Annotated in this window: 13 protein-coding genes; 6 read left to right on the top strand and 7 right to left on the bottom strand. The window is 41.9% G+C overall.

Annotated features, from left to right (window positions below; all coding sequences use genetic code 11):
* Positions 1-26 precede the first annotated feature (26 nt).
* The gene (locus tag AACS98_RS21875; protein WP_066384042.1) at positions 27-1,001 is read left to right on the top strand and encodes an N-acetylglucosamine kinase; all 975 of its coding nucleotides are present in this window, start codon (positions 27-29) and stop codon (positions 999-1,001) included.
* Positions 1,002-1,220: 219 nt separating this feature from the next.
* Here AACS98_RS21875 and AACS98_RS21870 read toward each other — a convergent pair whose 3' ends face one another.
* Positions 1,221-2,468: an FGGY-family carbohydrate kinase gene (locus tag AACS98_RS21870; protein WP_066384116.1), complete on the bottom strand. Its 1,248-nt coding sequence runs from the start codon at positions 2,466-2,468 to the stop codon at positions 1,221-1,223.
* A gap of 159 nt (positions 2,469-2,627) precedes the next feature.
* On the opposite strand from AACS98_RS21870, the gene psaM reads away from it, so the two are divergent.
* Together psaM and AACS98_RS21860 are read left to right on the top strand one after the other, a co-directional pair.
* Positions 2,628-2,723: a photosystem I reaction center subunit XII gene (gene psaM / locus AACS98_RS21865; RefSeq protein ID WP_006196319.1), complete on the top strand. Its 96-nt coding sequence runs from the start codon at positions 2,628-2,630 to the stop codon at positions 2,721-2,723.
* 636 nt (positions 2,724-3,359) lie between these two features.
* Entirely contained in the window at positions 3,360-3,773 is a 414-nt protein-coding gene (locus AACS98_RS21860; RefSeq protein WP_066384114.1) for a slr1601 family putative cell division protein, read from the top strand.
* A 271-nt stretch (positions 3,774-4,044) separates the two neighbouring features.
* Here AACS98_RS21860 and AACS98_RS21855 read toward each other — a convergent pair whose 3' ends face one another.
* Complete coding sequence (locus AACS98_RS21855) at positions 4,045-4,746, bottom strand: tetratricopeptide repeat protein (protein WP_066384041.1); 702 nt, start codon at positions 4,744-4,746, stop codon at positions 4,045-4,047.
* 362 nt (positions 4,747-5,108) lie between these two features.
* Here AACS98_RS21855 and AACS98_RS21850 point away from each other — a divergent pair, with 362 nt between their 5' ends.
* Together AACS98_RS21850 and AACS98_RS21845 are read left to right on the top strand one after the other, a co-directional pair.
* The gene (locus AACS98_RS21850; protein ID WP_066384040.1) at positions 5,109-5,573 is read left to right on the top strand and encodes a hypothetical protein; all 465 of its coding nucleotides are present in this window, start codon (positions 5,109-5,111) and stop codon (positions 5,571-5,573) included.
* A 12-nt stretch (positions 5,574-5,585) separates the two neighbouring features.
* A complete protein-coding gene (locus tag AACS98_RS21845) occupies positions 5,586-6,143 on the top strand; it encodes a glutathione S-transferase family protein (protein WP_066384034.1) in 558 nt (185 codons plus the stop codon).
* Between the two features lie 56 nt (positions 6,144-6,199).
* Here AACS98_RS21845 and AACS98_RS21840 read toward each other — a convergent pair whose 3' ends face one another.
* The 5 genes from AACS98_RS21840 to ebsA all read right to left on the bottom strand — a co-directional run bounded on the left by AACS98_RS21840 (position 6,200) and on the right by ebsA (position 9,849).
* Positions 6,200-6,691 (bottom strand): YajQ family cyclic di-GMP-binding protein, encoded by a 492-nt coding sequence (locus AACS98_RS21840; protein ID WP_066384030.1) that lies wholly within the window; start codon positions 6,689-6,691, stop codon positions 6,200-6,202.
* Positions 6,692-6,889: 198 nt separating this feature from the next.
* On the bottom strand, positions 6,890-7,294 hold the full coding sequence (locus tag AACS98_RS21835; RefSeq protein ID WP_066384027.1) for an MAPEG family protein: 405 nt from the start codon (positions 7,292-7,294) through the stop codon (positions 6,890-6,892).
* Positions 7,295-7,362: 68 nt separating this feature from the next.
* Positions 7,363-7,866 carry a DNA recombination-mediator protein A gene (locus tag AACS98_RS21830; RefSeq protein WP_066384023.1) on the bottom strand — a complete coding sequence of 168 codons (504 nt, stop codon included), beginning with the start codon at positions 7,864-7,866 and terminating at the stop codon, positions 7,363-7,365.
* A gap of 186 nt (positions 7,867-8,052) precedes the next feature.
* Positions 8,053-9,144 (bottom strand): phosphotransacetylase family protein, encoded by a 1,092-nt coding sequence (locus AACS98_RS21825; protein WP_066384020.1) that lies wholly within the window; start codon positions 9,142-9,144, stop codon positions 8,053-8,055.
* 330 nt (positions 9,145-9,474) lie between these two features.
* The gene (ebsA, locus tag AACS98_RS21820) at positions 9,475-9,849 is read right to left on the bottom strand and encodes a type IV pilus biogenesis protein EbsA (RefSeq protein WP_066384016.1); all 375 of its coding nucleotides are present in this window, start codon (positions 9,847-9,849) and stop codon (positions 9,475-9,477) included.
* Positions 9,850-10,409: 560 nt separating this feature from the next.
* On the opposite strand from ebsA, the gene AACS98_RS21815 reads away from it, so the two are divergent.
* Positions 10,410-11,840, top strand: coding sequence for a glycosyltransferase (locus tag AACS98_RS21815; RefSeq protein WP_066384010.1), 1,431 nt, complete (start codon positions 10,410-10,412; stop codon positions 11,838-11,840).
* The last annotated feature ends 40 nt before the right edge of the window (positions 11,841-11,880 follow it).

Here is an 11,880-nt window from a genome sequence, read left to right as displayed (position 1 = left end):
AAACACAATAAATACCACGAAAAACCATGAGTTATGTTTTAGGAATAGACGGCGGTGGTAGTAAAACCGTATGTGTTTTGATGGATGATATACATCAAGTGTTAGGCCGTGGTCAAGCAGGTGCATCTAATTATCAAAGTATAGGACAAGCAGCAGCCTTAAAATCTCTTGAGACTGCAATTGATGCCGCAGCTAAGGAAGCATTGAAGTTAACAAATAATATCAAGATTACAGCAGTATGTTTGGGATTAGCAGGTGTAGGTCGTGCAGAAGATATTGATATAATGAAAAATATCTTACAAAAGTTAATAAATAGCCAATATCTACCGATAAAATGGGATTTACACCCATCAAATATTATCATTTGTAATGATGCTTTTATTGCCTTAATGGGCGGAGTTGGTCATCCTGTGGGAATTGTAGCAGCACTAGGTACTGGTTCCATCTTTTTCGGTCGAAATTCTCAAGGAGAAACCAAGCGAGTTGGCGGTTGGGGTTATATTTTAGGTGATGAAGGTAGCGGTTATCAAATTGCTGTGGCGGGGATGCAAGCAGCATTAAAAGCTTACGATGGCAGGGAAAAACACACAAGACTGATAGATGATTTTAAACAGCATCTTGGGTTAGCAAGTATAGAGGATTTAATTGCGGTTATTTATCGGCGAGGTTGGGGAGTTAAACAAATAGCTGGTTTAGCACCAATTGTAGATTTAGCAGCCGCATCAGGTGATGAAGTCGCTAATAATATCATTGATCATGCTGTGAAAGAATTGGTAACAGCTACATCTACAGTAGCTGAGGCGATTTTCCCTCCTGATGCAGTTTTTGAAATTGTGACAACAGGCAGTGTGTGGCGGGCTAAATGCCAAATACATCAGAGATTTACCGCATCTATGATCAAGTTTTTTCCCCAGGTACAGGTGATGTTTCCCCAGCATGAACCTGCTTATGGTGCTGGTTTGTTGGCTTTGCAGAGTTTAACAGACAAACAGGTAATTTAATCTTGTTGGGTCAGATTAATTAAGGGGATAGATGACATTCGCCAACGGCGAAGCACCTACCCCCCAAATAGCTGCCCAGATGAACCTGGAACCCTATAATCTGGTATCTTATGAATCCAGTATCTGCTGTGAGCTATCAATTGTCACTGGGAGACATACGGAATTAAAAAATATTGTTGAACAAATCATACTGATTTGTGGCTAATACATGGTTTTATCTCAGAATTTCGATTTCGCCAGAAGTGCTGTTCCATAAGCTGCTTCAATATTCACAGAGGAAACTACAGGTACTTTTAAACGTCGTTGACGAATTGCATTCCAAGTGGGATTTTTTGCGCCTCCACCGGCTGTATATACTTGATTTAACCTATCTGCGCCTAATTTTTGCAATAATTCATATCCCTGTGCTTCTATACGGGCGATACTTTCTAACAAACCATGCAGAAATTCGACGGGATTATCAGGGCGTGGTGTGAGTCTTGGGGGTAAATTCGGATCATTGATGGGGAAGCGATCGCCTGCCTTCAATAAGGGATAATAATCTAACTCACTAGCTTGCTCACTATCAATCTCACGACTGAAGTTTTCTAACTCTGCATCAGTAAAAAATTCCCTTAACACCGCACCCCCAGTATTAGACGCACCACCAGTCAGCCACAAATCCCCCAGGCGATGGCTATAAATTCCATATCGCGCATCTTCTACACGAGTACGACTCAAAAGTTTTAAAACTAAGGTTGAACCGAGAGAAGTCACAGCTTCGCCTGGTGATGTTGCACCACTGGCGAGAAAAGCCGCAATACTATCAGTAGTGCCAGCACAAACTAAACAATCAGCAGGTAGAGAAAACTGGCGCGCAATTTCATCACGTAATTCCCCAATTGCAGTTCCCGGTGACAAAACTTCGGGTAGCTGAATCGGTAGTTGCAGATTTTCTAACCATTCTGGGTATTTTAACTGTTCTACGTCATAACCCAGCTTTAAAGCATTGTGATAGTCAGAAATCCCTAACTTACCATGCAGCAGAAACGCCAGCCAGTCAGCTTGATGTAAAAAATATCTCGCTGCACTCACAGCAGGTAATTGCATCATCCACAGCAATTTAGCCAAGCTAGAGGTTGCACTTAAAACGGTATGATTTGGCGGTGCTATCTTCCGCAACTCCTCCAACACCACAGAACCCCGCCCGTCGTTGTAGAGTAAAGGCTGATATACAGGGTTGCCAGCCGCATCGCATAATAACACTGTAGAGGAAGTGCCGTTGATAGCGATCGCCTTGATTTCTCGCCGCACAGCTTCAGGAATTGCCCCCAGCAGCGTCAATAAAGCCCTTTGCCATGCTGCTGGCTCAGAAATTGCCCCAGCTTCCCAAGGATATCGCACTTGTGTCTGGATCTGCTCTTGTGCGTCAATCACTATTCCCCTCGCGCCAGACGTACCAAAGTCGATTCCTAGATAACAAGTCATAGTTTTATAACTTTTTTTAATGAAAAATAACTCATAGTACCGATTTGATTCCGGCTTTTGTTGCATCTTGTAACAAGATATTCCACATTTTTGGCAAAACAAGGAAAAGTAGTAATCGAAGTGTTCAAAATTTATTGAGAACTTTGGAGGTTTATCATCATGCCTATCTCTGATACCCAAGTTTACATCGCTCTGGCTGTCGCCCTCATTCCAGGCATTCTGGCTTGGCGTTTAGCAACCGAACTTTATAAATAACGCCATTTTTTCAGCAGGTGTTGGAGCCTCATTTAATCAAGGCTCTACCACCTGCGGCAACAATCAGGCTCATCCTGATTGTTGTTTCTAGCAGTGGTTTGTCTGTCCAGTGAGGTTGTAAGTGTAATTTGTAATATTTTATAAATCTATTTCAATAAAAACACCAATGATACTGATGAATTAGCATTGCTAAAGTCAGCCATTAGCTTATATTTGTCCATATAGTTATAAAGAATCAGCATAAATTAGCGTCTTAATATTTACAACATCTCTATTGATTTGATATTTTAGACAGAAATAACTGCCACAACTGGATAAATACCAAAAAACGGCAAAAATAACATCATACAGTAACTTGTGCTTCACAAGTGAGACTATAATTCGGAATTGACATTAACACCTAAAACGATAATAATCCTGGCAGACAAGGTGCATTTACCATAAACTGATGGCTGAATAGCTTTATGCTGTGCCAACCAGTTACCTACGTATGTTGAGTGTTTTTTTACAAGTAATATACGTGTAGCAATTTGGAAAAAATGAAGTAATATGTCGGCTAATATTAGCCGCAATCATTGCTAGCAGGCTGTTAATGGCTTGGCTATTCAATCAGAAAATTTCTCTTTTTTGATCATCATGAACGCTTTTCAACCTTCTAGACTCCCCCAACAACCACCAATACAGAAAAAACCGGCTGCTCCCCGGCCAAAACGTCATCTTCGCCAACGCTCTTATAAAGTAATGGCTGTAGAAGTAACAGCCAAAATAACGGTCAATTTTGCCATTTCCGCAGCAGCCATATCTGCTTTATTACAACTTTTACCTCATCATTTCTCACAGCAAGCAAAGTTAGTAGAACTCCTGACAGAAGTCAAGAAAATGGAAAGACGCGTCAGTAGTTTACAGGCAGAATTTAGCCGTAATTTTGATCCCCGTCAAACTAAAAGCGTGATGCAAGAACAAGTATTCAAATTTGAAGCTAATCAGCGTCCGGTGGTGTTAACAGATCAGTATGGCCAGGAAATTGATCTTTCAGACACCGCACCCTAATAAAAATATTAATTTGGGGATGGGAATTATAAAAATTGCTGACAAGTATAGTGGCGTATAAAAAATGGACTTGGATGCCAGTCACTAACAGCTAATTTGTTAGGGCTAATCATTCACAGAACGGAAATTAAAAATTATATTTAATTTTTGATTTTGAATTTTGCATAGTCCTCAGCAGCTAGTAATACTACGCGAAAGTCAAACGTCAAAACTAAATATGAATCATAGCTTTATTTTCGCCGGCAGTTGCTAATCAAGCTGATGCCAAAATCTACCAGTTAAGATGAGATGGCAATAATTCATTTAACCAATTTTCTATTTGTAAACGCAAGCGATAGCCAGGAACATCTTTTTGATTATTCAGGGCAGGAAGTTTAGTTAAAGCACGACGATAGTCAGCGATCGCACCATTCCAATCACCCCAAAGATGATAGGTTCTACCCCGTTCAGCCCAAATATGCCCTTTTAGCTGACCAAAAAGCAAGGCATTATCAAAATTCTCAATCGCCTGTTCGTATTGTTCCAAGTCGCGTAAAGTAATGCCTCGGTTAATCCAGGCTCGCACATGGCCTGGATTAAAATCAATGGCGAGGTCATAGTCAGCTAGGGCGGCTGTTAATTCTCCACAGGCTGCGTAATAATTGGCACGATTATTGTAAGCACTAGCTAAATTAGGATTTAATTTCAGGGCTGTGTTGTAGTCGTGCAAAGCTTTTTGCATGGCACCACTTTGAAAATAAATTAAGCCCCGGTTGTTGTAATCTACTGCATTATCTGGATAGCGGTGAATCAACTCAGTTAACAGCGCGATCGCTTCCGTGTACTTTCCTTGTTGAGCTAACTGCAAAGCACAAGCGCGTAAAGAACTGTCACCGTTAAATCCCTGTTCTTTTGGCGAAACTGTACTATTTGATACAAATTGGTGACAGTTATTTTGCTGACCGCTAGAAGCTAGAAATGAGTATCTGTTCATGCGTTATCACCTGAGTTACTTGCTCTTGACAAGAGAATCAAAGTTTTTGCTGTCATAGTAGTTTTGCTTTTGTGTCACTTAATTTGTGTTAAGAATTACTGGCAGACAAGCATCCAGCTAGATTTGAGCAACTACAAAAAGCGGAAAACTGACCTAATACAGACAATTAATGCTCCAATCTAGTAATAGATACGTCATTCTTAGGTTAAATTCCTGAAACATTAAATATTAATCTCTAAGAAGATTCCAGTAGTCACAGTGACCAGTTGGTAAAATGCCAAAGTGAAGAGAGCAGGGGGAGAAAAATCCCATGCACAATGCTATAACCCCCATGCCCCATACCCCATTCCCCAATATTTTGTATGACAACCACAATTACTTCCCAAAACACTCCTGATGTAGCGGCTGATGATTATGTTGTTATCGGTTTAGCCACCTGCTTCATCAAAGACGCTGGAGAAGTTCATCAAGTTGAAATTATTGAACCGATTCCCTCGGCTGCTTTAGAAGCTCTGTTAAAAGGTATTCCTACCTCATATAAGTTAGCTGTTGCCACCACAGTCAGCGCAGTCGTAAACCATCAGCAGCCAAATTTACCAGTCGGGTTTCCTGAATCGGCTCAATTTGCTGATGAATTTGTACAACGGGTGTTTGCGGCGGCGCGCACCTACAAGCGTCGGGAAAGCGCACAAGCACTAATTCCTCAAGGAACAACCTACACTGGTTTTCAATACTCCCTAGAGCGCAAGCGGCTACTAAATGCCTCAAGACTGGTCACAAAAGAAGATAATGTGAAACAGCATTCTCACACTCACAAAGTCCTTTAATTTCAGAACATCATGTTGAAACTGTATGGCGGCTCTCGTAGTCGAGCAACGATAGTTCAGTGGTATTTAGAAGAGTTGACAGTTCCCTATGAGTTTGTGTTGTTAGATATGCAAGCCGGGGAGCATCGCCAGCCAGAATACTTAAAAATTAACCCTATTGGTAAAGTTCCAACCATTGTAGACGGGGATTTCCAGCTATGGGAATCAGGGGCGATTTTGTTGTATTTGGCTGATAAGTATGACCAAGCCACCCGCTCACCAGAGGAACGTGCCATCATTTATCAATGGGTACTATTCGCAAATTCAACTCTGGGGACTGGTATTTTTATCGAAGCCAATCGAGAACGAGAAACTCCTCGATTGCTAACTCCTCTGAATGAAATTTTTGAAAAGCAACCTTTTTTACTAGGAGATGAATTCAGCGTTGCTGATGTGGCTGTCGGATCTATGTTGGCTTATATTCCTTTGATGCTAAAGCTAGATTTAAGTGCTTACCCAGCCGTTGAAAAGTATATTCAACGCATGACTGCAAGACCAGCATATCAAAAAGCGATGACTGGACGCTCTTAGTTGATTTTTCAGGATTCAAAAAAACACGGAGGAATTATTCTCCGTGTCTTGTGATGTTATCGATAATTGGTGAATTGCAACGCTACAGGATAATCTTCTTGTTTTAAACGTTGGATTACAGTTTGCAAATCGTCTTTAGCTTTAGCAGACACTCGCACAGCATCACCTTGAATTGAGGCTTGCACTTTTTTGAATTCGTCACGAATCAGTTTGGAAATTTGCTTGGCGATATCTTGGCTAATACCTTTTTTGAGTTGGATTTCTTGGCGGACACGATTACCACTAGCTGATTCTACTTTGCCAAAATCAAAGATTTTCTGGGAAAGATTCCGCTTGGCAGCCTTTTCACGCAAAATATTGTGTACAGACTCTAGGGTGAATTCGCTATCAGTGCCGATAGTAATGTTTTGTTCACCCAACTCAACTGTAGTCTGAGTATCCTTGAGATCATAACGACTCTTGAGTTCTCGCACGACTTGATCAACGGCGTTTACCAATTCTTGCCGATCAAAATCACTCACAATGTCAAAGGAATAAGTAGCAGCCATATTTTATCTTGCACTTGAAATGTTCGATTGTTGACTGGGGACTGGAAGGGATTGGGGATTGGGAAAGAAGAATTGGGACTCTTTGCAGGGGGAAAAGGGAAAGTCCTCTCCTCTTTGCTCCCTGCTCCCTACTCCGCAAGCCTCTTTCGCCTCCTCCGCTCCCTCTGCTTTCTTGTCTCCTCAGCAATGCTATTAGCCTTATACCCCATGCCCCCTTGCTTGAATGATACTCAAGACAATGAGAGTACCACAGCTAAGAGAGCCAATGCCAAACATTAGCGATCGCAATAGCGGTATATTCAAAATATAAAACATTGAATATAGCAACCGAGCTACAACAAAGGCGATCGCAGCCCATGCTGCTGTAGAAGAATTCACACCAGTAACATAAGCCATGAGTGCAGCCGCCGCAAATACCATGAACGCTTCAAAAGAATTTTGATGCGCCCAAGTAGCTCTTTGGGCATAAGCTGGCAATTTATCAAACATAGCGCGAGGGGCAGAAACATCATAGCCAACTCGCGCACGCGCATACCCTACAACTAAAAATGGCAGGTAAATTAATATCGCAGCTGCGGCGATCGCATACAAAAAAATAATCATGAATCTATAATCTATAGCCATTAGTCTATAGTCGGTGAGTTATGGGACTATTGACTATTGACTGTGGACTAATCAAAGTAGAAAAGTGTCACCACCTTTCTTTGTTCTTCAGCTTCGCTACAAGTTTGTAGCAGAGTGCGACTGTCATGAAATGCGAAGCAAATCAGCTGCTGACAACGGGAAACAATTTCCTTATTGCACAAGTAACTAGCTTCAGCCAGAGACAAGTTATCATTACTAGGATTTTCTACCAAGTGCATAACCTGTTCTAGTTGCTGCCGTGATTCTAGGGGCTGGCGTTCCAAGCTTTGGGGCAGAATTACTGTCAACAAATTAGGATCAGCCCGCATTGCTCCTTTAATGGCAGCTGAGTTAGTACCCGTAGCACCGGATGTAATGACTCGATTACCCGCTAAAACTAGGGCATAAGTCATCATTTCAATGAGATTTTGATGCGTGATTGGCACATGGCGCGAACCCAGCAAGGCAATTCTTTTAGAACCGGTTTGCTGGATTGTCGCCAATTCTTGCGCTAACGTATCGAGGTTGATGAGGTCTATTGACTGACTCAAAGACGGAGATAATCAGATTAAACGACCAAGCTATTCTACCAAAGAGCGTGTAAATCCGAAGCGAACTTGAGTTACATACTACTAAGTTTTTTGAATTAAGATTTCCGGAAAATGGAAAATGGGCAGGGGGCAGGGGGGCAGGGCGCAGGGGAGAATGACTAATGACTAATAACTAATGACTAATGACTAATGACTAATGACGGGTGTTAAACCCAACTTTGATAAGAGGCGATCGCTATCAAAGTGTTCAGCCATTAACTGACGAATACACTCAACTTTGATTGGCTCATGTACCCGCACTTGCCCAAAGGTACGGTCAACTATTTCTACAGTGGTGAGGGTATCCAGGTCAACGGACAAAATGGGGATTTCTAACTCTTCCGCACGACTGAGAATAAACTGCTGTGGCGGCAATTGTCCGGTGAGAATCAGACATTGGGTAGAAGTTTCTAAGGCGGCTTGTTGAATTTCCACGCGATCGCCTCCTGTCACCACTGCCATATTCCGCCGTTTGCGGAAATATTTCACAGCCGCATTAACGTTCATCGCACCAATGGCTAGACTTTCCACCATTAAATCTAAGCGATCGCTACGACAAAGAACTTCGGCGTTTAGCTGTTTGACTAATTCCCCGACACTGACACTACGAAGTAAATCATTTTCGGGTAGCATTCCTAGGACTGCGATACCTTGCTTTTCTAAGTATGGGCGGAGGAAATTCTCCACGGTTTCTAACTCCTTGCTGGGAACGTCGTTGATCACAATTCCCATCAAGCGATCGCCTATGCGCTGCTTGGCTGATAATATCGACTCTACAGAGATTAGCGATTGATAGCGATTGACCAACACTACACCAGCATCTAACACTTGTGCCACCTGTAGCAAAGATAAATTAAACAGATGACCTTCCACCAGATCGCCAGGCCCTTCTAACAGCACTAAATCCCCTCTAGGAATTTGTAAATACTGCTCAATTAAAGACTGACGATAATCAGTTGAGTCTTCACCACTTAAGCGTCTTTGCACATTGGTTTCATTCAAAGCCAGCATTGTCGGCACAATCCGGTTTGCCGAGAGATTCAGACTATGAGTAATAAACTGGACATCTTCATCAACTACAGAGCCATCAGATGTACTCAAACAATTGCCTAGGGGTTTACCGTAAGCAATTTCTAATCCTTTTTGCTGTAGCTGATGAGACAAACCCAAAACTGTTGCTGACTTACCACTGTAAGCCTCAGTTGAGCCAATCAGCAAATATTTAGCAGATTTTGGCACACATGCACTCCTAATTGCAAAAGGATGTAAAACCCAGCCAGGTGTTTATTAATTTTAGTTCCTTCCGACAGAAGTCTGATGCGATCGCCAAATTAAATTTCCCTAAATATCCTTGTTTTTCTGTAACTTTATTATGATAAAATAATATATATTTATACTAAAAGTTTATCATTTTTAGGTGTATTAAGATATGATTGTTAGTTTTACTTAAAAATGATTTTGTCTGAGATTTTCTATTACCTCAAGACGAGACTTGAATCAGATCAACAAGGGTGTAAGGGCGATGAATTAGAACTTTCCCTGACACCCATAAGAATTAAATTAACTAAATTATTCGTCGATACGGAGTAATTTACGGTAGAAAGATTGTGAAAAATCAGTAATTTTATAACGTTTATAATTTTCCATTAATTCAATCAAAAAATTAATAAATTCAAAACTTGCCATCATCACTTCATAACTTAAATCAGCATTACCATCAAACTGCATCCGGCAACGGGTTAAATCGGAAGGTAGAGTAGCAACATTCCAAGAAACGACAAAGGGTACATTTTCACCAGCTTCTATTTTACGATGTCCTTCCAAAATGCCTTTTTGATAGAGACTGATAGCATAGGGCAGTAAATTGCGCTTTGTACCTTGAATGTAAGGCATATAAACGCTGGCTTGTTGTGGAGTCACAGGCTGAATGTTTTCAAAAGACATAGTTGACAACTGAGGATATAGGTGTCTCTCCATGAAGTATTCCCAAAAAGTTTATGATGCACACAGTTAAAAGCAGAAGGTAGCAATTGATTCTCCCAGTGCTTCAAAAGCAAAATTTTGGATTCTCTAGCATCCGGTGTTCCCTGTCCTAAATTTATTGATGGGATTTCTCCTCTGCTGCCTTCAACACCTCTGAATTCGCCCATAACAAGAGCAGCATCAAAAGTTACTGCTAAGAAATATTAAAATCTCAGTTACAATAGGGCTGCATTAGCTTTTTTGAAGCTGGGCGCAATAATACGGCAAATACTCCCTCCTCAAGGGGTAAATGCTGTAATTGCACTTTCTGCCAACAATAAACTGTTGCTACTTTGCCCCAATCTCAGTTCCCTATTTTGGAACGCATCTAGTTGTCTAGTAAGTTATGAGTCGTAGTTACTACCGGATTACTATCTAGTACAGCTAAAGAGGGATAAAGTTGACTCACACAGTTTAGTGTTACCTGATTCCCAGCTTCTTTTGAGGTGTAGACAAATACTGGTTTTTGTATCAAGTAACTTATGCCAGCGAATTCCTGGCCCGACAACGATTCCTACAAAGAACTTGATCCACTCAACTCCTTGTTGTCTGACCTATCAGTAACTGAGGAGTCGGTGGTAGAAACACGGGATTTGTCTTTACCATCCCGGTTTCAAGGGCGTAGAGGTAAAGCTGCTCTAGTTTTAACCATAGTCTGGAGTAGCACCCTCGCCTTACATTTAGCTTCCTGGGGTTCTCTCTTTATCCTTGGACTGACTACCCTCCTAGGGATTCATGCTTTGGTGATAGTGTTTGCTAAACCCCGCCGCTACCAAAAAGAAATACAGGGCGAATTGCCCTTGATCTCTATATTGGTAGCTGCGAAAAATGAGGAGGCTGTAATTGGTAAATTAGTCAAAAATCTTTGTAATCTGGAATATCCTAACGGGCAATACGAAGTTTGGATTATTGACGATCACAGTAGCGACAAAACCCCCGATGTGTTAGCGGAACTAGCCCAGGAGTACGGCAATCTCAAGGTAATCAGGCGTTCTGCTCAAGCCACTGGCGGTAAATCAGGGGCATTAAATCAAGTTTTGCCATTGACAAAAGGCGAAATTATCGCCGTGTTTGATGCTGATGCTCAAGTAGCATCAGACTTATTACTTCAGGTAGTGCCTTTGTTCCAACGGGAAAAGGTGGGGGCGGTGCAGGTGCGAAAAGCGATTCTGCAAGCAGAACCTGGCGCGAACGGCAACGCCAAAAAAAACTTTTGGACAAAGGGTCAAATGGCGGAAATGGCTCTCGACACTTGGTTTCAGCAGCAGCGTGCTGCTTTGGGTGGCATTGGTGAACTGCGAGGTAATGGGCAATTTGTTCGCCGTGCAGCTTTAGAAAGTTTTGGGGGATGGAATGAAGAAACCATCACGGATGACTTAGATATGACTTTCCGCCTGCATTTAGATAATTGGGATATTGAATGTGTATTCTACCCATTCGTGCAGGAAGAAGGTGTTACCAATGCGATCGCACTTTGGCATCAACGCAACCGTTGGGCAGAGGGCGGTTATCAACGCTATCTAGATTATTGGGATCTCATCCTCAAAAACCGCATGGGTACGCGCAAAACCTGGGATTTACTCATGTTCTTGCTCACCATGTATATTCTGCCTACAGCAGCCATCCCAGATTTATTAATATCCCTGGCTCGCCATCGCCTACCAATTTTAGCCCCGGTTACTACCTTGTCGGTAGCTATGTCAGTTGTAGGTATGTATGCTGGTTTGAAGCGGATACGCCAAGAGCAAAAATTTAACGTTTCCACACCTTTTGTATTACTGCTGCAAACAGTGCGCGGTACTTTGTATATGTTGCACTGGTTAGTAGTAATGAGCAGTACCACAGCACGGATGTCAGTTAGACCAAAACGCCTCAAGTGGGTGAAAACCGTGCATACAGGTAGTGGACATTAACCACTTGAGAAAATTCAAAACTCCCAATGCAAAATCCCAA

Origin of the sequence: Anabaena sp. CA = ATCC 33047 (assembly GCF_963870205.1) — a bacterium.
GTDB lineage: Bacteria > Cyanobacteriota > Cyanobacteriia > Cyanobacteriales > Nostocaceae > Trichormus.
This window is presented reverse-complemented; position numbering and strand designations above follow the sequence as displayed.

Bases quoted from the DNA above. Each gene is read 5' to 3' on its own strand.
- AACS98_RS21815 (WP_066384010.1), top strand. From the start codon at position 10,410: ATGCCAGCGAATTCCTGGCCCGACAACGATTCCTACAAAGAACTTGAT.
- AACS98_RS21875 (WP_066384042.1), top strand. From the start codon at position 27: ATGAGTTATGTTTTAGGAATAGACGGCGGTGGTAGTAAAACCGTATGT.
- AACS98_RS21870 (WP_066384116.1), bottom strand. From the start codon at position 2,468: ATGACTTGTTATCTAGGAATCGACTTTGGTACGTCTGGCGCGAGGGGA.
- AACS98_RS21840 (WP_066384030.1), bottom strand. From the start codon at position 6,691: ATGGCTGCTACTTATTCCTTTGACATTGTGAGTGATTTTGATCGGCAA.
- AACS98_RS21850 (WP_066384040.1), top strand. From the start codon at position 5,109: ATGACAACCACAATTACTTCCCAAAACACTCCTGATGTAGCGGCTGAT.
- AACS98_RS21855 (WP_066384041.1), bottom strand. From the start codon at position 4,746: ATGAACAGATACTCATTTCTAGCTTCTAGCGGTCAGCAAAATAACTGT.
- AACS98_RS21845 (WP_066384034.1), top strand. From the start codon at position 5,586: ATGTTGAAACTGTATGGCGGCTCTCGTAGTCGAGCAACGATAGTTCAG.
- psaM (WP_006196319.1), top strand. From the start codon at position 2,628: ATGCCTATCTCTGATACCCAAGTTTACATCGCTCTGGCTGTCGCCCTC.
- AACS98_RS21860 (WP_066384114.1), top strand. From the start codon at position 3,360: ATGAACGCTTTTCAACCTTCTAGACTCCCCCAACAACCACCAATACAG.
- ebsA (WP_066384016.1), bottom strand. From the start codon at position 9,849: ATGTCTTTTGAAAACATTCAGCCTGTGACTCCACAACAAGCCAGCGTT.
- AACS98_RS21835 (WP_066384027.1), bottom strand. From the start codon at position 7,294: ATGATTATTTTTTTGTATGCGATCGCCGCAGCTGCGATATTAATTTAC.